General features: G+C 69.3%; 15 protein-coding genes, 3 pseudogenes and 1 CRISPR repeat array (1 of these 19 cut by a window edge). Of the genes and pseudogenes, 5 read left to right on the forward strand and 13 right to left on the reverse strand.

The features are described 5' to 3' along the window. Positions 1-1,153: a CRISPR direct-repeat array (repeat unit 28 nt; unit sequence GAGCTACCCCCGCGGGCGCGGGGACGAC); it begins 1,742 nt to the left of the window's first position. Between the two features lie 21 nt (positions 1,154-1,174). From cas2e to cas3, 8 genes are all read right to left on the reverse strand, one after another. Next, positions 1,175-1,522: a type I-E CRISPR-associated endoribonuclease Cas2e gene (cas2e, locus tag N8I87_RS00320; RefSeq protein ID WP_263204655.1), complete on the reverse strand. Its 348-nt coding sequence runs from the start codon at positions 1,520-1,522 to the stop codon at positions 1,175-1,177. Next, positions 1,519-2,523, reverse strand: coding sequence for a type I-E CRISPR-associated endonuclease Cas1e (gene cas1e, locus N8I87_RS00325; protein WP_263204656.1), 1,005 nt, complete (start codon positions 2,521-2,523; stop codon positions 1,519-1,521). The genes cas2e and cas1e overlap by 4 nt, the downstream gene beginning before the upstream one ends. Further along, positions 2,516-3,304, reverse strand: a complete 789-nt coding sequence (cas6e, locus tag N8I87_RS00330; protein WP_263216243.1) for a type I-E CRISPR-associated protein Cas6/Cse3/CasE — start codon at positions 3,302-3,304, stop codon at positions 2,516-2,518. Before cas6e ends, cas1e begins: the two co-directional genes overlap by 8 nt. A gap of 5 nt (positions 3,305-3,309) precedes the next feature. Then, positions 3,310-4,098, reverse strand: a complete 789-nt coding sequence (cas5e, locus tag N8I87_RS00335; protein ID WP_263204657.1) for a type I-E CRISPR-associated protein Cas5/CasD — start codon at positions 4,096-4,098, stop codon at positions 3,310-3,312. Then, the gene (gene cas7e / locus N8I87_RS00340) at positions 4,095-5,273 is read right to left on the reverse strand and encodes a type I-E CRISPR-associated protein Cas7/Cse4/CasC (protein WP_263204658.1); all 1,179 of its coding nucleotides are present in this window, start codon (positions 5,271-5,273) and stop codon (positions 4,095-4,097) included. The genes cas5e and cas7e overlap by 4 nt, the downstream gene beginning before the upstream one ends. Positions 5,274-5,496: 223 nt before the next feature. Continuing rightward, positions 5,497-6,666, reverse strand: coding sequence for a type I-E CRISPR-associated protein Cse2/CasB (casB, locus tag N8I87_RS00345; RefSeq protein WP_263204659.1), 1,170 nt, complete (start codon positions 6,664-6,666; stop codon positions 5,497-5,499). Next, on the reverse strand, positions 6,663-8,342 hold the full coding sequence (gene casA, locus N8I87_RS00350) for a type I-E CRISPR-associated protein Cse1/CasA (RefSeq protein ID WP_263204660.1): 1,680 nt from the start codon (positions 8,340-8,342) through the stop codon (positions 6,663-6,665). The genes casB and casA overlap by 4 nt, the downstream gene beginning before the upstream one ends. 311 nt (positions 8,343-8,653) lie before the next feature. Beyond that, a complete protein-coding gene (cas3, locus tag N8I87_RS00355) occupies positions 8,654-11,617 on the reverse strand; it encodes a CRISPR-associated helicase Cas3' (protein ID WP_438829306.1) in 2,964 nt (987 codons plus the stop codon). A gap of 1,117 nt (positions 11,618-12,734) precedes the next feature. On the opposite strand from cas3, the gene N8I87_RS00360 reads away from it, so the two are divergent. From N8I87_RS00360 to N8I87_RS00370, 3 genes and pseudogenes are all read left to right on the forward strand, one after another. After that, positions 12,735-13,277: a DUF6368 family protein gene (locus N8I87_RS00360; RefSeq protein WP_263204662.1), complete on the forward strand. Its 543-nt coding sequence runs from the start codon at positions 12,735-12,737 to the stop codon at positions 13,275-13,277. 159 nt (positions 13,278-13,436) lie between these two features. Further along, entirely contained in the window at positions 13,437-14,342 is a 906-nt protein-coding gene (locus tag N8I87_RS00365; protein ID WP_263204663.1) for a tyrosine-type recombinase/integrase, read from the forward strand. 88 nt (positions 14,343-14,430) lie between these two features. Next, positions 14,431-15,776: pseudogene (locus tag N8I87_RS00370) on the forward strand (NF041680 family putative transposase); the annotation flags it as partial. Here N8I87_RS00370 and N8I87_RS00375 read toward each other — a convergent pair. Then, on the reverse strand, positions 15,754-16,164 hold the full coding sequence (locus tag N8I87_RS00375; RefSeq protein WP_263204664.1) for a transposase: 411 nt from the start codon (positions 16,162-16,164) through the stop codon (positions 15,754-15,756). The pseudogene N8I87_RS00370 and the gene N8I87_RS00375 overlap by 23 nt on opposite strands. Then, positions 16,158-17,243, reverse strand: coding sequence for a transposase (locus N8I87_RS00380; RefSeq protein WP_263204665.1), 1,086 nt, complete (start codon positions 17,241-17,243; stop codon positions 16,158-16,160). Before N8I87_RS00380 ends, N8I87_RS00375 begins: the two co-directional genes overlap by 7 nt. Positions 17,244-17,604: 361 nt before the next feature. Here N8I87_RS00380 and N8I87_RS00385 point away from each other — a divergent pair. Beyond that, a pseudogene (locus N8I87_RS00385) lies at positions 17,605-18,714 on the forward strand (ISAzo13 family transposase); the annotation flags it as partial. Between the two features lie 111 nt (positions 18,715-18,825). Here the strand turns inward: N8I87_RS00385 and N8I87_RS00390 are convergent. Together N8I87_RS00390 and N8I87_RS00395 are read right to left on the reverse strand one after the other, a co-directional pair. After that, the gene (locus N8I87_RS00390; RefSeq protein WP_263204666.1) at positions 18,826-20,076 is read right to left on the reverse strand and encodes an IS701 family transposase; all 1,251 of its coding nucleotides are present in this window, start codon (positions 20,074-20,076) and stop codon (positions 18,826-18,828) included. 103 nt (positions 20,077-20,179) lie between these two features. Next, a pseudogene (locus N8I87_RS00395) lies at positions 20,180-21,149 on the reverse strand (IS5 family transposase). A gap of 322 nt (positions 21,150-21,471) precedes the next feature. On the opposite strand from N8I87_RS00395, the gene N8I87_RS00400 reads away from it, so the two are divergent. Then, a complete protein-coding gene (locus tag N8I87_RS00400) occupies positions 21,472-22,038 on the forward strand; it encodes a dihydrofolate reductase family protein (protein ID WP_263204667.1) in 567 nt (188 codons plus the stop codon). Positions 22,039-22,244: 206 nt separating this feature from the next. On the opposite strand, the gene N8I87_RS00405 is transcribed toward N8I87_RS00400, so the two are convergent. Beyond that, positions 22,245-22,412, reverse strand: a complete 168-nt coding sequence (locus N8I87_RS00405; protein WP_263204668.1) for a hypothetical protein — start codon at positions 22,410-22,412, stop codon at positions 22,245-22,247. Between the last annotated feature and the right edge of the window lie 298 nt (positions 22,413-22,710).

Consider the following 22,710-nt stretch of genomic DNA (forward strand, 5'->3'; position numbering starts at 1 on the left):
TGAGCCGCTTCAGGGCCTCGGGGCTCAGAGCTACCCCCGCGGGCGCGGGGACGACCGTCACTGCTGCGCGGACGGCCTTCTGCTGTGCGAGCTACCCCCGCGGGCGCGGGGACGACCAAGCCCATCGCCTCGTGGTGGACTCAGAAGTAGAGCTACCCCCGCGGGCGCGGGGACGACTAGATCGCGGCCAGGTTGACCGTGATCAGGGACGAGCTACCCCCGCGGGCGCGGGGACGACGAGCCAGAGGATGTGGGGGATGGGGAGGCGGGCGAGCTACCCCCGCGGGCGCGGGGACGACGAGGCCGCCGAGCACGTCGACGCCATCGAACGGGAGCTACCCCCGCGGGCGCGGGGACGACTCATGGAACGCGCGCTGGAACACCTGGCGCTGGGAGCTACCCCCGCGGGCGCGGGGACGACTCTGCCCATACGCCGACACCGCACCTTCGAAACGAGCTACCCCCGCGGGCGCGGGGACGACACATCCTGTGCCTCACCCGCGATCCCAAGTGGGGAGCTACCCCCGCGGGCGCGGGGACGACGCCGCGGGGGTCATCGGCGTGCCGCCGGCCGTGGAGCTACCCCCGCGGGCGCGGGGACGACGATCGCGTAGAGAGTGCGGTCGCTCGACGCCAGGAGCTACCCCCGCGGGCGCGGGGACGACTGTCCCTCCCACCTGTCAAAGCCTCCGTAGCGGGAGCTACCCCCGCGGGCGCGGGGACGACCACCCACGCCTTGCGCTCCTCGGCGAGTCGGCCGAGCTACCCCCGCGGGCGCGGGGACGACCTCTTCTCCTGGTCTTCCAGGTGCGCGATGACCGAGCTACCCCCGCGGGCGCGGGGACGACGTCGTCCTCCAGCCGCTCGTAGAGGGCGTCGAGGAGCTACCCCCGCGGGCGCGGGGACGACCGCAACCCACCTTTACCCGCTGGCCGATCTGGCGAGCTACCCCCGCGGGCGCGGGGACGACGGGGGCGTCGGGGACGTGCAGCCGGTAGATGTAGAGCTACCCCCGCGGGCGCGGGGACGACTGTTCCTCGGGGTTGCGTAGGTGTTCCTCCGGGGAGCTACCCCCGCGGGCGCGGGGACGACATCTCGGCGACGGCCTGCTGCCGGTTCTCCGCCGAGCTACCCCCGCGGGCGCGGGGACGACACTTCTTGACCTGCTATTTTGTCACGTGATCATGGGGTTTTCCTTCACTTCATTTGTGGAGCGCCATGGTTGGGACGTGGTGCTGCGGGGGCGTGCCATGAGAGTGAGGCCGTCGAAGTCCACAGGGGTCCAGCGATCCTGGCCTGCTGTGCGAACCGCCCATCCTTGTTCTGTGGGGGCTGGCTCGATCATGACTGCCTGTCCGTTACGGATGCGGTCCGCCAGGACAGTCCATAGCCGATCGCGGATGCGGCTGTTCGGGGTTCCCACAAAGGTCCCGGGGGCGACTTCTACGAACCAGCGGGTGAGGTGGCCTCGTAGGCCTGGGGGTGCGGCGATCAGGACTACGACTGTGGCGGCGGCGCTCACGTACCGGCCTTCTGAGCGGAGTCGTCCTCATACGTGGGCGGTGGCGGGATCACGTCGAGGTGGCTTTCCTCTGTGAAGGGGGCGCCCCAGTTGCGGCCGCCGCTGATGATGGTGTCATCCTCGCCCCAGAGACCGGTGAGGTCCTCGGCGAGGCCGGTTGCCCCTTCGGGAGCGAGGAGGTGCTTGATGTCGGCGACGATGCGGGGAAGCAGCGTCTTCTGTACGACGGCATCGCGGAGGGCGGTACGGGCGTCGCGTTCGGAGTTCAGTCCCTTGGCTGCGAGATCGAAGGCAAGAGGGATGGTGAACTCGGCCTTGTACAGGTCGGCGATGTCCAGGACGAAGGAGAGGGCGGAGCCAGTGTGGACGAAGCCGAGAGCCGGGCTCGCGCCGATGCCGGTGATCACGGCGTGGCAGATGCCGTAGAGGGCTGAGTTGGCGGCGGACAGCAGCCGGTTGACATCATCGCCAGCGGCGTAGGCGTCGCCGGGTTTGTAGTCGCGTTTGGTCCAGGGCACGCCGGTGCGTTCGGAGTGCTGGGCGTAGAGCTTGCGGACGCGGGTTCCTTCGCGGCCGCGGAGCTGCTGGAGAGTGAGGGCAGAGGTGTCTTCGCCGGGGAACCTCAGGTCGTACATGCGACGGGCGATCGCGACGCGTTCCTTGGGGCGGGTGACGAGCCAGGCTTGTCTGAGCTGCAGTTGGGAGCTCCGGGCGGTGCTGATGCCGGAGGCGTACAGGCGCACGCCGTGCTCGCCGACCCAGCACACCGAGGTGGCGGAGTCGGCGAGCAGGGCGATCGCGGCGTGGGTGATGCGGCTGCCGGGTCCGATGAGGAGCACGGCGAGGTAGGCGGCGGGGACGTGGACCACGCGGGCCTTGTTGACCAGGACGATCGCGTTGTCGTCGCGGTCGATGTGGCAGCGCTCGGTGTAGAGGCTGGAGATGCGGTCTTCCAGCCGGTGGACGTCCTGCGGGCCGGTCTTCCACCAGGGTTCAGCCACCCGGCGCCTCCGCCGGGAGCGGTGCGAGGGTGAGCAGGCCCTGCCCGTAGCCCTTGGCGGGGCCGATGCCGGCCAGCAGGGCGTTGCGCAGTGCGTCCGGGTCGGTGACGCGCAGCCGCCCTTGGAAGGTGGCGGTGGAGACGGTGACGCGGGGGCCGTTGGTGCGTTTGGTGAAGCGCAGGGTGTCGCGTGCGGTCAGGGTCACGGCGGGTGCCGGGTCCAGCGGGGTGTCGGTGCTGAGGCCGGGAGCGGGCTCGGGGGTGTCGGCGGTGGGGATGGTGAAGCCGTGGCGGCTGGCCTGGTGCAGCAGCCAGCCGATCTGCTGGGCGGCGGTGCGGTGCGCGACGCGGAAGCCCCGGTGCCGGGCGGGTGCGCCGACGGCGTCCGTGCCGGCTTTGAGGCGGGTGGTCTGTTCGTCGCTGGGTTTGTCTGGGCGTTGCACGGACTGGACCGGGTTGGCGGTCAGCCGGAACGCGAACTCACGCCCTTGGGCGATGCGTTGGAGCAGGGGTGTGTAGTCGGCGATGAGCGGCTGGCCGCCGTCGGCGCCGGGCCAGCCGGCCTGTTCCACCAGGTGCTCCCACGAGGGCCGGCTGGCGGTAAGGACGAGGACTTCGGCACGGTGGGCGGTGTTGGTCTCCAGGCGCCACAGGACCCGTTCGGTCACGGGCTGGACGGCGAGGCCGCCCTGGACTGCGGCGTGGAGGCGGTGCGGGTTGGAGAGCAGGGCGAGCGCGCTGCTGCGGCGTGGGTTGAGGGCGATTTTCGACAGGTACGGCATTCGTGTCACCAGCCCAGGAGGGCGAAGGGGTCATGACCGGGGCCGGCCTGGCCGGTGCCGGGCTTGGGCTCGGCCGGGTGGCCGGTGGGGATGGTCACCCACAGGTGCCGGACGGCGCGCCGGCCGAAGGCAGTGCCGGTCTTCAGGTTGAAGGTGTCGGGGACGTCGTCCACGAGATGGTCGCCGGCGGGATCCTCGATGGTGGCCTCGAGGGTCACCTGCGGGGTGCGGATCTGGTGGCGGCGCTGCCTGCCGGCCTGCCATTCCACGTCGGCGAGGACCTGCTGCAGGTCGGCATCGGGTCGCAGGCCCAGACTGAGAGGACCGGTCGGCGGGCACGAGCGGCGGCCGAGCGAGAGCGGGAACGCGGGATGCCACACCGCGTGCTCCAGGCCCTCAAGGAGCGGGGCGGGACCGCGCAGCGCCGCGATGAAGACCGCGTCCTGCAGGTAGTAGCGCTGGGTGACGCCGGTGTACTTCGCCGGACTGGTCTTTTTCTGCACGCCTTTGGCGTCGACCTTCGCAGACGGCAGCGGAAGGCCACGGTGGTCGCTGACGGTGTGGTAGTCGCGAAGCAGCGTGCCGGGCTGGTCGACGCGCACCCCTAGACGCAGGCCGAGCAGATCGGTCAGGGAGGCGTCGCGGGGGCGTCCTTCGGCTGCGGCGAGCAGGCCGAGGACGCCGGACTTCGTGGGCTTCGGCAGGGTGTCGCGCCGGTTGTAGCGGGAGGGGCCGCCCCAGGACTGCAGCGGGGCGGCCAGCCTCAGAACCAATACGGCCTGGTCGGTTGTCATCGCGCACCGGCCTGCACAGTCTCGGCTTCGGGGAGACGGCCGTCCGCGAGCCAGCCATCGACGAGGTCGCCCACGTGCTCCAGGAGTGCGGGGAAGGCGTGGGACGGGCCGAACGTGTCGCTGAGCTTGTCGCCCTCCAGTGCATAGGTGGCCAGCGTGTGTGCCGGCGTGGTGCCCCAGGTCTGTGCGACCGAGGCGAGTTCGGCGGCCAGCCGCACGGCGGAGTCGGCGGCCAGGCCGCTGTGACCGGCCACCGGCTCCTCGAACGCGGAGACCAGATTGACCGGCTGGTCCGTGCGCACGGTCAGCAGCACCAGATGCGGCAGCGTGCGGTGGGCGAAGGAATTCTGGTGACCGGTAGGCATGGAGCGGGTGAAAGCGTCGACGAAGCGGACCGCGGCCTCACGCGTGGTCTCTGCCGAGCTGAGGTTGTCGCGCAGCTGGTGCACGCCGAGGACGGCGTAGCGGTAGAGGGTGGAGGAGGCAAACTCCACGGTGCCGATCATGCCTGCGCCGCTGTCCTCGGTGTTCTCGTCGTCGACGGCAGTGTAGTAGTCGAACTCGGTGCGCACCGCGTGCGTGGACAGGGCATGGGCCACCTGGACCGCGGCGTCGACGTTGAGGGCGGGCAGGTCAGCGACCATGCGGCCGAACAGCGCGACCTCGGCCGGATGTCCTGTGGACAGGGCGGACACCACGGGCAGTTTGGCGATCTCCTCCTTCAGCTCCTTCTCCGGCAGGGCGAGCAGTTCCCCGGCCCGCCCGTCGAGGAGCGCCACCAGGCTGTCGAGCTGGCGCTTGCCGAAGAACAGCAGGTAGGCCGACTGCTCCTCCTTCTTCGACGACTTGGTGATGCCGAGCGGCTCCAGCAGCGCGGCGGCCAGCCGGTCCGCCTGTGCGGCGTCCAGGCCCGCACCGCCCTTGTCTGCTGGCCGAGCGAGCCGCTCGGCCAGCAGGGCGGCGATCCGCTTGGTGCGGGTGGCGCGGTCCGCGGCTTCTTCGGCCTTGGCAAACTCCATCCGGGTGGCGCGCTTCCACGCCTGGGAGGAGACGCGGGCACGGCGGGCACCCCCGTACAGGGCCTGCTTCGGAGTGCCGGAGTCGTCCCGGTTGATGTTGGACGGCGGCAGGCTCTGCAGGATGTGCACCTCAACGAAGAGCGACGGCTGGGTCATTACAAGACTCCTTGAATGGTGTGGATGGTGAAGGGGTCCCGCACGAGGCCGTACGGAACGGAGGCTTGAAGCCGGCCCGCACGCCCGTACTCAGGGCCCCGGCACGGGAAGGCGGTTCGGGCAGCTGGCAGCGATGTAGGGCGGGTGCCCAGGGCAGCAGCGGCACGGTTCCCGGCTGTGGCTGTCTGCCGGCCCGCCGCTGCCGCTGCAGGTTGAGGGGCTCTCAGGTGCTGGGCGGCGTGGTGTCGGTGCGGAAGTCGCGGTCCCACCGGTTGCGGATACGGGACTGCTCGTCCGGTCGTTGCGGGTCGTCCCAGAGCTGAAGCGCCCGATGAAGGGCGTCGTAGTCGAGACCGATGCCCGTCCGGCGCAGCAGCGGCACGAGACCGCGCAGGTGCTGGGCCAGTTCCCCGGCATCGAGGGAGGTGAGCAGGGCGCCGAACCTGCGCTCGATCGCCGTGCTGTCGGCGTCCTTGGCCTTGGCAAGGAGCAGGCGGCAAGCACTCCCGGGACTGGCACCGGGTGAGTGCACCGTCGTGTCCCGGCCCTGCTGGTGCACGGCGAAGACGGTGAGGGCGGCGTGCTCAGCCGCCAGAGAGCGCGTGAGGGCTCCCTTGTTCCGCAGCGGGGTGCTGATCAGGGTGCGGTAGAAGGGCCACATCGCGGGCACCGTGCCGGCCTCACGGCCCGCCCCGGAGCGCAGCGCCGCCAGCTGCGCACCCGCCTCGGCCAGACAGGAATCGAAGCCCGCCCAGTACAAGCAGGCTTCGGCCGTGTCGGACCATAAGGCCTGGCCGCTGTCGTCACACGCAGGGTCGGTGTATTGCAGGCCCCAGGCCCGCAACACCCTGCCCTGCTCCGGTGTCGTCCAGTTCCGCAGATCACGGTAGAGGCGGGTGTAGTCCAGGCCACTGCCCGCCTGCCGCAGCAGAGGGACCAGCCCGCGCAGGTGCTGCACGAGCTCCTCGAGGTCCCGCGCGGTCGCGGCAGCCATCAGACGGCGCTCTGCGGCACTGCCGGACAGCAGGGTCCGGCGCAGATGCCGCACGGCCGTGCCGAGTCCGACTCCGGGCCGATGCACCGGGTCCGCCCCAGCACTCTGGTGCAGACCGAACAGCGTGAGCGCGGCCTGCTCAGCCCGGTAGGAGTCGGGCAGCTGCTGCGCACTCCGGTGGTCGTCGGTGAGCTCCACACGATGCAGGTGCCGGATGCCGGGCACAGTGCCGGGCTCGCAGCCCAGCCCGTCACGCGCCGCTCGCAGACCGCGTTCCGCCCACGCCGGCACCGGCTGCCGCCTGCTCTGCCGCTGCGTGCGCGACGCCGCAGCCTGAGCGAACTCCTCCCAGAAGTAAGGGCGGTAGCGTCGGCTGGCAAGGGTTGTCGACGTGCTCATGCGGCACTCGCCTCCTTCGCGGCGCGCGCCTCGGCGGCCCGTCGAAGAATCTCGTTGAGCCGCATGCGGAACACTCCGACGCCCTTTCCGCTGCGGAAGACAACGTCCTTGCCGTTCACCTTCTCCGTGCGCCCGACCACGGCCCGCGCCGGCACAGCCGCCAGCAGCACATCCGCCTCCCGCACCGCCGCCTCGAACAACGTCAGCTCCCACGCCTGCTGGCCGCGTTCGAGCAGGTCGTAGTCCTCGCCGATGCTGCGCAAGCCCGCCAGCAGCCGCCGCATGCTGGTGTCCACCGCGTGCAGCAGACGCACCGAGGGCCGATCACCCCTGTCCCGGGGCAGCGGCTCCCCGCCCGACGCCCGCCGCAGATCGGCGTGCAGGCCGTCGAGGGCCCGGCCGGTCCGGTCGGCCTGCTCGGCACACTCCAGCAGCGCCAGGCGCAGCCAGTCGTCCGCGGCGACCAGGGAGACGACAGGCAGCGGGAGAGTGTCGGTGATGGCGTTCTCCACCACCGCGGACTGGTTGCCGTACTCCAGGGCCGAAATCTCCACGCCCAGCGGGTAGTCGGCCGGCAGCACTTCGTCGGCCCGCAGGTCACCGATCTGCCGCAGCAGCGCGGAGGTGTAGGGGCCGTCGCTGTCCTGGGAAAGGGCGAGGGCCAGCAGGGCGCCGAGTCCCTGCCAGGCCGCCCGCCCCGACATGTGGCGGCGCGGCCGGCGCGGGGGCTGCCCCGGCTTCGGCTTGGCTGTGTGGTTCCAGGCGGTGTGCGGCTCCGTCTCGGGCGTCTGGGCCAGCCGGTCCCCGGCACTGACGACCACCTGCCGCACCCGCACACCCTGCTTGGTCTCAGAGGCGACCAGCCGGATCCTGCGGGACTGAAACGTCAGCAGGTCCAGCAGACCCCCGGCAGGGCGCGTGGACCACTCGGGGCCGGCGGGCGACTTCCAGCCGAGCGATGCCGGGCGCTCATCCCAGGCCCACTGCGGACGGTCGCCGGCCTCCAGGCCATCGGGCAGGACCGGCGTGTTCAGCAGCAGCGTCTCGAACAGGGTCCGGCCCGTCGGGACAATCACGCCGAGCTGCCCGAGCGGGCCCGTGGGATTCCCCGTCGTCTTTCCCGCCTTGGCCTGCGAGTCGCCGACCGCCCCGGTCTTGATGGCAGCGGTGTCCCAGCACTGGGCGTGCAGCAACCACAGCACCGCCTGCGCCGCAGCGAGATCCAGGTGGTCGGCCTCGCTGAACGCGCTGAACAGCGGCACGTTGTTCCCCGACGCCACGGACGGCACAAGCAACGTGGACGGCTTGACCTCTCCGTTGAGCGCTGTCAGACCCGCGGCCTGCCCAAAAGGCCGCTCAACGTCGAAGAGCCGGAACCGGTCGCCGTAGCGGTCGGTCAGGTATGTCGTGAGACGGCCGGCCTCCTCGGGCGAGAACTGGCCGCGCTCGAACCTCTGCTGCCATTCCCGCCGTGACCGCGGTGCCCCGAGCGCGTCCAGGAGCACCGGCAGCAGCATCTGCCGCAGCACAGCGGGCTGCATCGTCGCCACCGGCACATCCAGCCTGCGGATCCTGTGCGCCTCGGTCAGCGTCCGCAGCAGCCCGAGATTTTCTGTCGTGCCGTCCAGCGTGACAGCGGCTAACCAGCCTTCGCCAACAAGATCGACCTTTTCCACTTTCCCCTGCCATTACAAAGGCGCTGCTCCGCCGGAGCGCACGCGTCACCTCTGCCCAACACACCTTTTTGAAAGGGAAGTTGGACGTCTGGGCAACTCGCCCAACGGTGGCACTGAATGTTCATCACTTGCAACCGGTTCGGGCACAATTACGCGTCCAAGTCCCGAAAGCGCCCACGCTGCAGGCGCCAGGTACGCTCCGGGCAGCGCGGCGCCCCGTCTCCCCGGCCAGCCGGGGGTGTTCCCGTTCACCACTTCACGTCGTCCCCGCGCCCGCGGGGCACCCGGAACCGACGGCGGCGCCGCGCCCCCTATACCTGCTCCACGACCAGGCCCAGCACCTCGTCGTACCCCACCCGCTGCCCACCGACCACCGCCCAGCCGTCCGGCTCCAGGACCAGCGCACGCGCATACCGCAGCCACGGATGGCTAGCCCAGCCGGGCAATACCGTCAGCGACCGGTCAGCATCCTCGGAAAGACGCGCCGGCAGCCGCACCGTGCCCCCGAGCAGCCGCTCCACCACGACCTCATCCGCCACCTCGCCGTGCACACCGAGCCTCGTCCCGTCCAGCGCCGTGTAGCCACCCGCAACACGCCGCACGACGACCGCTTCCACGCTCCGCGTGCCATCACGTACCACCGCGTCGAGGTCCTCCTCGGAATGTGCCCGGCTGCCGGCGTAGTGCAGACCCTCCAGCGTCGCCACCGCCCACTCACGCGGCCGCGTCAGCAGGTAGCCCTCGGCGTTCTTCTCTCGCTGGGCCTCCTTGGCCTGCCACTCCTCCCGCGCGGCCCGCTCCCCCCACCCGGCCGGACACACTTCGCTCTCGCCGTACGCACGAGCAACCAGACTCGGGACATCCGCCGGGATGCTCCAGACACCACCCGGCTCCCCGCCGCTGGACGGCGCCTGCCCCTGACACAGCGGACCCGCCACTTCCATCACCAAGGCCGCCGACCGCAGCAGCAGCCACTCCCCGTAAATGGCCTTCGACGCAGGCAGGAAACGAGGCCGCCCGTCCCTGCCGCCCGCCACGCCCGTCACCAGCACCCTCGGCACCGCATGCCCCACAGGCCTCGGCGTGCCCGCATGCCGGTGCAGCCGACCAATCCGCTGCAGCAGCAGGTCCACCGGCGCCAGATCCGTGATCAGCACATCGGCATCCACGTCGAACGACTGCTCTGCGAGCTGGGTGGCAACCACCACCATGCGCCCGGGCCGCTCCTCCCCGGCACACGCCCCCATCAGGCGCAGACACCGCTCCGTGCGCTCAGCGCGATGCGTCGCGCACAGCCGGCCATGGAGCAGGTGCAGCTCACCGTCGAAACCGCCGGCCCGCAGCGCCTCGTGAATCGCCTGGGCCCGGTCCACCTGGTTCACCACAACGAGGACGACTCCACCATCTGCCGCCGCCTCTTCCGCGGCCGCGGCGACCACCGCCCCCTCCCGGTCCGTATCCGGCAGCCACCGGATGTGCACCGGCTCCGAAGCCCTCCACGAAGGCACAGCACGAAGCGAACTGTGAACTTCCGGCTTCCCGTCCACCGCGAACGCCGACGTGACACACGGGTATCCGCCCGGCTCCGGCACCGGATGCACCACATCCGCCGACCCCACAGCACCGACGAGATAGGCATCAACGAACGCCTGCCGCTGCGCCGGCGGCAGCGTCGCCGACAGGAGCACCACCGGCACTCCGGCCTGCCCCAGCCAGCGCAGGGCCTCCAGCAGGAACTGCCGCATGTAGATGTCTGCGGCATGGACCTCGTCGACGATCACGACTTTCCCTGCAAGCCCGGCGAACCGCAGCATGACGTGCCGGGTCCGCGTCGCCGCATACAGCAGGTGGTCCACCGTCCCCACGGCAAACGCCGTCAGCAGACCCCGCTTGGCACCCAGAAACCACAGCGGCGGCCCACCACGCTCCGCCACCTCTTCCGTACCGGCCAGTCGCTCCCGCCCGGCCATGCCGTACTCGTCGTCCTCATCGATCGCCCCGTACACGTCCCAGGGATCGGCCCCTGCCCCGTGCTGTTCCTCCGCACCGGCTGACGCCTCCGCCTCCCAGATCTGCCGCCAGCGCGGGTTGAAACGCCGCTTGCCGTGCACCAGCGCTACCTGCGATTCCAGCTCCGGACCGAACGAACGCACCCACTCCAGCACCTGCCCATACATGGGATCACTGGTCGCCTGCGTCGGCATCGCCACGAACACACCGTCCATACCGAACCGAGCCGCCAGCACCTCCGCGGCAGCCAACGCCGCCTTCGTCTTCCCCTCCCCCATCGGCGCCTCGACCACCAACACCCCCGGCACCGGCACCGACCACGCCCGCTCCACCAGCTCCACCTGCGACGCCCGAGGCAACACCCCCAACCTCACCGTCAACGGCGCCAGCGAACTCTCAGGCAACGGCAGGTCACGCCAGCCACCCCTCAGGCCCAGACGCCCCCAGGCCCCCTCGGCACGACGAGAGGCCCCAGCCGGCGAAACATCCCCCGCATCGGACAGCCCCGGAAAGTGCCTGCTGTCACTCGCGATCCAGTCCGCCATCACGATCAGACCCGACAGAGCCAACTGCTCAGCCTTGCTCAGCGCCCCCACGGGGCGAGCCGACCGTAAGTCCTCAAGACCCACAGCACGCGTGAACACGTCGATCACGCTCCGCTGAGCCTCAGCCCAGCCTGCTCCCCTGCCCTGCACTTCCGGATGCCCAGGCCGCAGGCTCCCTATCGACGGAAACGTTCCATGGTGCCCGGCCACCAGCGGCCACACCCAGGCAGCCGCATCCGCGTCCCCCCACTCCGCCCGCAGCCGTGGCAACAGCATCGCCGCGCCCGCCACGTCGTGACGCCACCGCCGCCTCCTGTCGATCGGTAGCCGTCCCCACAACAAGCCCGCCGCACGCACCGGCGCCGCTTCAGCTGGATCAACCGACTGGAAAGCTGGACACGCCTTACCGCAGTCGTGAATGCCGCATATCCACATCAGCCACGCGCGCCCCCGCCCACCGCTGATCTCGTCAAGGCGCCGACGGAGCGACCGGGACAGATACCGATCCCACATCAGCCCAGCCACAGCAGCTGTATCCAGCAGATGTCCCAGAAGCAGATGAGTCCGGCCACCATTCCGAGCCGCAGACTTCCCCCACAACCGCGACACCCTCGCGACCACCTCAGCCGCGACCCCCAGCGACCGCGTTAACTCGACGATCGACCGTTCGTCCTCCACCGACCACCTCCATAGACCCCACCCTGAGTTGAGCCGCACCATAGACGGCCCCACTGACAACACCTCAATCGCCGAATCCCGAACTGCGAAGCAGGTGAATGAGAATCGGCCTCGTTGCTAGCATCGCCGCAGCACCCGAAGTGTCGTCCCCGCGAGCCGGGGGTAGCTCGATGGCCGGGATGCCGTGCAGCGTGTACATCTCGTCGTCCCCGCGAGCCCGGGGGTAGCTCGATGACCATGGAAGAATTCGCCGGCAGCCTGTCGTCGTCCCCGCACGCGCGGGGGCAGCTCATCAGCAGGGCATACGGCCTGGTTCCCTTGCGGGTCGTCCCCGTGCCCGGGGGTAGCTCCTGCTGGCTCATGGCGTACTGGTCGGCCGGGAGGCCGTCCCCGCACGCACAGGGGTCCCGTCCCGGGGCATGGCCGACTGCGTAGGAGTCGTCGTCCCCGCGCCAGCGGGGGTAGCTCGCGGAGCAACTGGCCCTGTCGGTCTGATCGTGGCCGTCCCCGCGTCCGCCTCGCAGGGTGAGGCCAACGTGGAGCTGGCGGAATTGTCGTCCCCGCACGCGCGGGGGTAGCTCCCGGTCCCATTCGGAGTGGCGGGCTATGTCGTCGTCCCCGCGCGTGCGGGGGTAGCTCGCTCGACGACCCCTCAGGGTCGCTGAGTGCCGCGTCGTCCCCGCGCCCGCGGGGGTAGCTCCTGATAGGACGCATAGGCCATGGCGGAGACTGCGTCGTCCCCGCGCCCGCGGGGGTAGCTCTCCAGGATCTCCAGCCAGCCCAGGTGCCCGTCCGTCGTCCGCGCCCGCGGGGGTAGCTCGCCTGCGTTGTGGAGCAACGTGAACGCTCTGGCGTCGTCCCCGCGCGTGCGGGGGTAGCTCGTTGGTCCCGCTCCAGTTGGAGAGGATCAGGTCGTCGTCCCCGCGCCCGCGGGGGTAGCTCGTACGGGGTCGTGCAAACCGCTGGCCTGCGCATGTCGTCCCCGCGCCCGCGGGGGTAGCTCGCCTCGTAACCAGCCCAAGAGCCCCGCCTTGTTTGTAAGCACTTCTTTGGGCCCCAGCGCACGGATGAAAAGTGGGGTCTGGCACAAGTTCCGTGAAGTGTACACGGTGAGTAATCGGTTGGGGGCGGCAGTCCCGACTGGCTAGGCTCCGACGCCATGAGTGGACCGGTATTGGTGATCGAGTTGGCGGAGGCGGTCCCGCACTCGGCGATCCAGCGACTTCGCGCATTTCTGGTTCGCTCATCGGCGCGTTTTGAGGAGAAGCGGGTCGGAGAGTACGATCTGCACATTCGTGCGGAAAGTCTCGGCGTCACGGACATTGCGGGTGTCGACGGGCGTCGGCCCATCCTGGTCTCTCTCATGGGGCCCGGTATCGGTGACGAGGCAATCTTCGACGCCGAGCATGCCGACGAAGCCGACCAGGAACTTCTCATTGGCTTCACCCCGACTCACGCTGTCGACGTCATCGCGTTCTGCAACAGTCCGGTCGACCACGCCGTCACAGCCCTGTTGACCGCCGCCATCATGGACGTGATCGGCGGTGTCGCCAATGCCGAACTGCGAGAAGACCAGGTGCCGATCGTCGCCGACCTTTCCGGCATCGTCGCAACGACGACTGATCCGTGGCCCGCCGCGTACGGTTCAGCGGAGTTCCTCAGAGAGTGGAGCAAACAGCCCGGTTTCCGGCTTCTGAAGTAGCGGGATCTCATCCAGTCGGCTCACGCGAGCAGTACCCGTTTGCGCAACAACGTGAAGCTGGCGCGGCCGAACATCTGCCGCTTGAGCATCTTAAAAGTTACGTGGAATCTGCCGGGGTGACCATGTTTCCCCGGTGCAGCCACGGACTTGGGAGACGGCTTGAGCGGCACGACGGTGCTCATGGAGAAGTGGCCGGTGCTCGGCCGGCACGCGCAGGCGGCGACCTGGCTGACGGTCTGGACGGATCTCGGTCGTGCACCGCGCACGATCGACGCCTACGGCCGGGGACTGGCCGAGTACCTGCTGATGAGCGAGCGGGAGGGTGTCGATCCGGTCACCGCGAACCGTGCACATATCGCCGTCTATGTACGGGAGTTGACCTCGCGGCCGCACCGCCGGGGTGCGAACGTGATCTCGATCGACTCAGGGGCGGGGCTGGCGAACGCGACGATCCAGCAGCGGCTCGTGCCGGTCCGCTTGTTCTACGACTTCCTCATGGAAGAGGGGTTGCGGGATTCCAACCCTGTCGGCCGGGGGCGTTACACCCCCGGCCGACGGAACGGCGGTCAGCAGCGCGGCCTGGTGCCCCGACTGACGAAGCTGCCGTGGATTCCCGGAGAACAGCAGTGGCTGAGCGTCCTGGAGGTCGCCAAGCGTGAACCGGTACGCAACCGCGTGATGCTCGCCCTGGCCTACGACGCGGCACTGCGCCGTGAGGAACTGTGCTCGCTGCGGACCGATGACGTCGATCCGGCCCACCGCACGCTGCGGATACGGGCGGAAACGACGAAGAACCGGCTGGAGCGGGTGGTGCCCTACTCGGCACCGACGGGGGTGCTGCTGTCGGACTACCTCGCCCACCGGGCCACGATCAGCCGGGCCCGCGGGCCGCTATTCCTGTCGGAATCGCGCCGCAATCACGCCCAGCCGCTGAGCCTGTGGACCTGGTCGAAGGTGGTCCGACGGATCGCGCTGGCCTCCGGTGTCGAGCGGTTCTCCACGCACACCACCCGCCACCTGTGTCTGAGCTTGATGTTTAACCTCGCTGGTCACCCGACCTGCTGATCTGCGGTTCTTCCCGGGACAGCGGCCGCGGCCGCCCCGCACGCTTCGAGATGTCGAGTAACGGAGCGTGGAGAGGCGGCCGCTGTTCATGAGTGTGTCTGTCGGCGCGGACGGCGTCGAGGCCCTTGGAGTGTTGTCCCGCTTTCGGGTTGAGTTCTACGACTGCCTCTACGCGCGCGCGGACGCGCTCTTCGACCTGACGGACGCCGTGCTGTGTGCGGATGGTCCGGTCATCTCGCTGCCCGAACTCACGCTGCTCGCCGAGCATCCGCGTGGGCACGGTGCGATGTACGGCGCGTTGAACCACGGCTGGCTGGAGCCGACCCGGCTGCGCCGGCTGCTGGCCTCCACTCCGCTGCCCCAAGCCGCCGACGGACGGATCGTTCTGGCGGTCGACGTGAGCAACTGGCTGCGCCCGGACGCCCCCACTAGCCCGGACCTGCTGTTCTGCCACGTCTACGGACGTGGCCGCAGCGCGGACCGGATGATCCCCGGCTGGCCGTACTCGATCGTCGCCGCCCTGGAGACCGGGCGGACTTCCTGGACAGCGGTGCTGGACGCGATCCGGCTGGGCCCGGCCGACGACGCCATCGCGGTGACCGCCACCCAGCTCCGCGAAGTCGTCGCGCGCCTCAAGCAGGCCGGACACTGGCAGCCCTGGATGCCCGACATCCTGATCGTGACGGACGCCGGCTACGACGTCTGCCGCCTCGCCTACCTCCTGGCCGACCTGCCTGTCGAATGCGTGGGACGGCTGCGCTCGGACCGGGTCATGCTCCGCGACGCCGGACCCCGCCGCTCCGGGCCGCGCGGCGGACAGCCCCGCAAACACGGCGGCGTCCTCACCTTCGCCAAGCCGGACTCCTGGCACACCCCCGACGCCGCCACGACCAGCGACACCACCCGCTACGGCCGGGCCGAGGCCCTGGCCTGGGACCGGATGCACCCCCGCCTGCAGGCCCGTGGCCCCTGGCTCGACCATGAGGGCGAACTCCCCCTGATCCACGGCACGTTGATCCATCTGCAGGTCGATCACCTGCCGGGTGACCACGATCCGAAGCCGGTCTGGCTGTGGTCCTCGCGCACCCACATGACCGGCACCGACATCGATGTGCGCTGGCAAGCGTTCCTGCGCAGGTTTGATCTTGAACACACCTTCAGGTTCTTCAAACAGACCCTGGGCTGGACGACGCCGAAGGTCCGCGACCCGCGCGCCGCCGACCTGTGGACCTGGCTGATCATCGCCGCCCACACCCAACTCCGCCTCGCCCGCCCCTCGCCGAAGATCTCCGCCGCCCCTGGGAACGCCGCACCGAACCCCGCCGCCTCACCCCCGCCCGCGCCCGCCGCGGGTTCCGGCGCATCCGCGCGACCACGGCGAGGCTGTCGCAGGACTCCTGCCCGGTGAAGGTCAAGAGCGCGTCTTGGGCGGGTGATTGATGAGCTTGTTGAGGTTGTGCACCGTGCCGAGGAGCTTGATCTCGGCGTCCACCGCTTGGCGGCCGCGGTAGTTGAGGTGTCGTCCGAAGCGTTGGAAGATCTGGGCGAATCCTGGCTCGACCAGGGCACTGCGTTGACGGTACTGGGCCCGTCCTGTTGGGGTGGCGAGGCGGGCCGCCATGTCCCGCTGGCCGGCAGGCGCCTGCTGACGTTTGGCGGGAAAGCCTGCCTGGTCGGCATCGCTGGTGACCGAGACCAGTAGCGGGAGGTCAGCGAGGGCCTCGAAGGACGCGGCGGAAGCGTACCCGCTGTCGGCGAGCCAGAGTTGGATGTCGCCGGGAAGCCGTGCGGCCTGGTGATTGTGCTGGGTCTTCTTCACCATCGGAACGAGGGCCGTCCTGTCCGAGGGATTGTCGTGCGCTTCGATGGCCAGCAAGAACGGCGGGCGCACACGATCTGGATGTTGTATCCCTGCAGGTAGCCGCCGCGTTTGCCAGGAATCAGCCGGGAGTCGGGATCGCTCAGGCAGGCACGGGACTCCGGGGAGGGGGCCGGTCGGGGTGTGCGGGCCCGCTCCAGCCAGGCCCGCATCTTCACCAGTCGCGTTCGCTGGCGAACGAGGACCGTCTTGCGCTCCATCGGGACCGGCGGCCGTCCGTTCGCTCCACGACGTCCTGCCGCCCGGTCCTCTCGGCCGCGGAGCTCGTACTTCTTCAGCTTCTCCTGGTGAGCCTTGGTCTCGGCGGCCAGGCGCTTCTCCGCGCGGGCCACCATCCGCTCGGCGGCTTCGACCTTGATCCGGATCTCGGTGGGTGAAGGCATCGCCCGTTCATGCAGTCTGTCCCTGGCCAGGTGGGCCCGGGTGAGCCGGTCGCACAGCCGGGACAGGCGAGGCCAGTTGTCGCACGCGTCCTCGCCATCGCCCTGTGCTGCCGAGCCGTCGGCCTCGACGCTCAGCGCGTGGTCGACTACATCCTCCATCAGCGCGTGGATCTCCTTCTCGCTCTGGGAAATGGCCTCCTCCAGGCGCTGGAGCCGCTGGTTGGCGTCGCGTGAGGCGTTCGCCTCCATCGGTGAGCCGTCCACGGCCACCGCCGAAAGATCGACCAGGCCACGTCGGCCGCACAGCGACAACACCTGCACGAACAGCGAGTTCAAGGCGGCACGGTGGCGTCGTACGAACCGTGCGACGGTGGAGTGGTCCACTCGGCGGTTCGCAGTGATGATTCGGCAGCCCACGTCGTCCCAGCAAGCCTGCTCGATGCAACGGGAGGAACGCACTCCCTTGCTGTAGCAGTACAGGAGCAACGCAATCAGGCTCGCGGGAGGGTAGGCCACCCCGCCCCGCCCGTCGTCACGGTAGCTGTTCTCGAACGCCGATAGGTCAAGTAGCTCGACGACGTCGAGCACCTTCCAGCACAGGTGCTCGGGCGGCAGCCAGTCCCGCACATCCCGCGGCATCTCAAGATCACGTTCACGGTCGCACGACAAGAAGTTCCGCCCCATCAGCCAAGATTCCGAGGCCTCTCTGATCCTTGGAACCGAACAACGAATCGCTCTTGACCTTCACCGGGCAGAAGCCGTGCGACAGCCTCCCGCCCGCCCCGCAGCCGTGCCGAAACCCTCAAGGCCCGGCCCAGGCAGACCAGTTGGCTCACGAAACCGCAGACCAGCCCCACGCTACGAGCCCGGGAAGACCGTGAAACGCCTCGAAACCCGAACGGAATATATCCGTTCAAAACAGGAGCAATGTTAAATATCAAGCTAAGGGCTTGCAGGGAATCAAGGTGTTGCTTCCAGTCCCATGGCTCGTTGATGTGGTATGCGCATCCCGGATGAGACTCGTGACCAACTCGCCGTGAAGTTCGCGGTGTTGTTCCCACATCTGGACGAGCGGCAGCGACGGCTGTTGATGGCCGCAGAGGCCCGTGTCCTGGGACACGGTGGTGTTCGGGCCGTCGCGCGAGCGGCCTCGGTGAGTGAGACCACGGTCCGCAAGGGCGTGTTCGAGTTGGAGGCCGGCGAGGAACCTCTGGGGCGGGTGCGGCGGCCGGGCGGAGGCCGCAAGAGGGTCGCAGATCTCGATCCGGGGCTCCGGCCGGCACTGCTGGCGCTTGTCGAGCCGGATGAGCGCGGTGATCCGATGTCGCCGCTGCGGTGGACGGTGAAGTCGACCCGCACGCTGGCGCGGGAGCTGGCCCGGACCGGGCACAAAGTCAGTGCGGACACCGTCGCGGACCTGCTGCGGGAGGAAGGCTTCAGTCTGCAGGCCAACGCCAAGACCATCGAGGGAAGCCAACATCCGGACCGGGATGCCCAGTTCCGCTATCTCAACGAGCAGGCCCGCGATCACAGGGACACCGGCCAGCCGGTGATCAGCGTGGACACCAAGAAGAAGGAGCTCGTCGGCGAGTTCAAGAACAACGGACGCCAATGGCGGCCTGCGGCTGATCCGATGCCGGTGAACGTCCATGACTTCGCCGACCCCCAGCTGGGCAAGGCCGTCCCGTACGGGATCTACGATCTCGCGGCGAACACCGGCTGGGTCAACGTGGGCACCGATCACGACACCGCCGCGTTCGCAGTGGAATCGATCCGCCGCTGGTGGTCCGGCCAGGGCCGGGCCGCCTACCCGCAGGCGACACGACTGCTCATCACCGCCGACGCGGGCGGCTCGAACGGCTACCGCACCCGGGCCTGGAAGCTCGAACTCGCCCGGCTCGCGGCCGAAACAGGACTGACGATCACCGTTTGCCACCTGCCGCCGGGCACATCGAAGTGGAACAAGATCGAGCATCGGCTCTTCTCGCACATCACCCTGAACTGGCGCGGCCGCCCGCTGACCAGTCACGAAGTCATCGTCCAGTCCATCGCCGCGACCACCACCCGCACCGGCCTGCGCGTGAGCGCCGCACTCGACACCAACATCTATTAGGGCTTGGTCATCTTGCTATCGGTGCGGGTATGTCGCGGCGGCAGGTGGGGCAGGCGCCGGTCCAGAGGGCGAGGAGTGTCTGCAGTTCACGGACGATCTGGTAGAGACTCAGACCGCCGCTGTGTCTTTTGGGGCGCGAGCCATGCGCCTGAGGGTGCAGAAGGCATGGGCGGCGGAGACGAGGGTGACATGGTGGTGCCAGCCGCCCCAGGTGCGGCCTTCGAAGTGGGCAAGTCCCAGGGCCTGTTTCATCTCCCGGTAGTCGTGCTCGATGCGCCAGCGCAGCTTGGTCAGCCGCACCAGGGTGGCCAGTGGCATGCCGGAGGGCAGGCTGGACAGCCAGAACTGCACCGGCTCGCTCTCGGTGGCGGGCCATTCGGCCAGCAGCCAGCGTTCAGGCAGCTCGGGAGCGTCCGTGGTCTTGCGTAGGCCCCGTCCGGCGGGCCGGACCCTGAGGGCGACGAACCGCGAGTACATGCGCTTGAAGCCGTTTCGGCCCGTGCCCGGCCGGGAGCCTACCCGCCAGGAAACCGGCCGTGCAGCCGCCCGGCCGGCCGCGATGACCAGGTCTTTCACCGTCTGCGCAGGGTCGGGGTACTGCGCTTTCGGTGGCCGGCCGGTGCCCGCGTAGGGGGGCTGGACGGGCCGGGCGTCGGCCGGATGGGCGGTGTGGCGGCAGGAGATCCCGACCGCATAGGGCAGGCTGCGTTCCTCCAGCCCCAGACGGAAGGCGGCGGCATCGCCGTATCCGGCATCCGCCACGACCAAGGGGACATCGACGCCCCACGACCGGGTTTCGTCGATCATGTCCAGGGCCAGCTGCCACTTCTCCACATGCCCCACCTGGGCGGGGATGCCGCAACGGCCGCGGCGGGCGACCTTGGCCGCATCCGCCTGTCCAGAGGCCGGATCCCATGAAGCGGGCACGAACAGCCGCCAGTTCACTGCGGCCGAGGCCTGCTCACGGGCCAGGTGCAGCGACACTCCCACCTGGCAGTTGGTGACCTTGCCCGCGGTGCCGGTGTACTGCCGCGACACACACGCAGACGCGTCCCCGTCCTTGAGGAAGCCGGTGTCGTCAACGATCAGCGCCTCCGGACCGATCGCCTCGTGCATCCTCCAGGCCAGCCGGGCCCGCACATGGGCCGCATCCCACGGGCTGGAGGTGATGAAGTGCGCCAGCGCCTGCCGGTTGCCGTCCTCGCCGAGGCGGGCTGCCATCGGCTCCACCGACTTACGCCGCCCGTCCAGCAGCAGCCCTCGCACATACGCCTGTCCCCACCGCCGCTGGTCCGCACGGAAGAACCCGTCGAACAACTCCGCCGCGAACGCCTCCAGGTCCCCCCGGGCCTCGGTCATCTCCTCAGGTGTCACACCACGACAACGCCACCCACGAGGCAACAGACACGCCACTCAGGAGTGAAGATGACCAAGCCCTACTAGGGCCTGTCTGGTGTTGTGATCAGTGGTTGGGTTGGAGGCTGCGGATCCAGAGGAGTGCGGCGCGGAGTTCGAGTCCGGCCCGGTAGTTGGCGGGGTCTTTGTCGTAGCGGGTGGCGAGGCCCCGCCATGCTTTGATCTTGCTGATGCCGCGTTCGACGGTGTTCCGCTCGCGGTAGAGGTCGGGATCGCAGGTGACCGGTCGGCCGCCTGCCCGACCCTTTTTCTCCCGTTTCGCGGCCTGGCCCCGCGGCTCGGAGATCACGGCTTTGATTCCGCGTCTGCGCAGGTAGGCGCGGTCTTTTCGGGATGAGTAGGCCTTGTCCCCGGCGACCGCGCCGGGCCGGGTGCGGGGCCTGCCGACCGGCTGGCGGATCGACCCGTTCCAGGACAGGAACGAATTGAGGGCTGCCGCCGGCCTGCCCGGCCGTGACCAGGATGGCCAGTGGGCGGCCGGCGGCATCGACGGCGAGGTGGATCTTCGTGGTGAGACCGCCGCCGGAACATCCCAGGTCAGCGGCGGCCAGGCGGGCCCTACGGCAGTGCCTTGACCGCCGGCGTTCTTCGCCTGCCGGTCGGTTTGCCGGTCTTGTTCTTCGCGTCGGCCCTTTTTCGGCGGCCGATTTCTCCTGTGCCTCCAGGACTTCGGCGTCGACGGGTAGTCCGGCTGCATCGTGATGCGCGCGGGCCGTGGTCGAGTCCACGCTGACCAGCGACAAGTCCGTCTTGCCCCGCCTCGCGGCCTCGGCGATCACACCATCGAGGAGGGTCGTGAACACGCCGGCCTTCCGCCAGTACCGGAACCGGTCATACACCGTCTGCCACGGCCCGAACCGGCCGGGCATCTCCCGCCACTGTGCGCCCGACCGGAACTTCCACACCACACCCTCGAACTGGGCCCGAAGATTCTCCGGATACGGACCGAACTCCCCGATCGGCAGGAACGGAGCAATGAACTCCCAATCAGCATCAGTCAGTTGCGCACGCGTCACCCCCACAGTTCCACCGGGCCCCGAACCCGCACAGGTCCGCAAACCCGATAGATGTGGAGTCTCGCCGCTCGTGACATGTCGATCTTGCGTGACCTGGGCGTTCTTGACTGTCTCACGGCCTTGTCACCCATGATCAGTCCCAAATCCGTGGCATTTCCTCGCGAGAGCGAGGGCGAGATCAGGCGGCTTGCCCGTGTCGGCCGGAGTACACCACGCTGAGCCCCGAGCACGAAGACTACCGGCGAGCCCAGATCGCGCACCGATTAGTTTCCCGCGCCACGCTGGTCCATACGCCGGACACCCACGGACGGAAGGCTGGGCCATGCGGAAACTGATCTACGGCATGAACCTGACCCTGGACGGCTACATCGCCGCGGCCGGCGACGACATCGGCTGGAGCGGACCGCCGAGCCACGAGCTGTTCCAGTGGTGGCTCGACCACGAGCAGGCGAGTGGCCTGTCGCTGTATGGGCGCAAGCTATGGGAGACGATGAGCTCCTACTGGCCGACCGGCGACCAGCAGCCGGGCGCCACCCCGGCGGAGATCGAGTTCGCGCGGAACTGGCGGGACACGCCGAAGGTGGTGTTCTCCTCGACGATCGACAGGGTCGACTGGAACACCCGCCTGGTCACCGGCGACGCGATCGCCGAGATCACCCGGCTCAAAGCCGAGGACGGCGGCCCAATGAACATCGGCGGCGCAACGCTCGCCGGGGCGGCCATGCGCGCCGGGCTGATCGACGAGTACGCGATCGCCACCCATCCGGTCCTGGTGGGCGGCGGCACGCCGTTCTTCACCGCGCTGGACAGCTGGGTGAACCTGAACCTGGTGGAGACGCGGACGTTTCCCGGCGGCGTGGTCCTGACCAGATACGAGACGAGGCGCTGAGCAGCAGCACCCCACGCGCTAGGGACCGTCTCAAAGTGATTTGCGTAGCGGTGCGGGTAGCAGAACCTCAGCGCACCCGCCAGCCCGACCACCACCCCTCATGGACGCGCTCCGCGCGACAGTGCTCCCACCACGTCGTCGCTGTCCTCACCACGAACACGCCGAGAACCTGCCGTGGTGCCAGCTGACGTCCTGGCGGTGACGCGCTACGCCTGCGGCAGAGCCTTCTCGTCCTCCTCGCCGGCCACCGGGGACGATCCGGCGGTTGTACTGTCCGCAGCCGCAGGTCCGTGACTCGCGTACAGGACGGTGCTCTTCTGCTTTGTGCACTCGACGGCGCTCTTCGCGACGAGCCGCTCAAGGGTGTTGCGCACGATAGTGGTCCCCCGGGCCCACTCGGGGTACTCATACCCAAACCCCCTGGTGACCTCGGGAGCCGCGCGGTTGGCAGGGATGCTGGTCCAGGATCTGCTTGAGAAGATCGCCCAGCGGAGGCTCGGCGGCCTTGTTCGCCACCGACTTGTCCGCCGAGGCCTTGGCCATGGTCTTCTTGGCACTCCTCCTGGTCGGGGCGGTCCGCCTGACGGCGGCCTTCTTGGCCGGGGCCGCAGGGCCGCAGGGCCGCTGTCCTCCTGGTGCCGCGGCACGGCCGCCTCCTCCGGCGGGTGGGTG

This window comes from Streptomyces sp. HUAS 15-9 (assembly GCF_025642155.1).
Classification (GTDB): Bacteria; Actinomycetota; Actinomycetes; order Streptomycetales; family Streptomycetaceae; genus Streptomyces.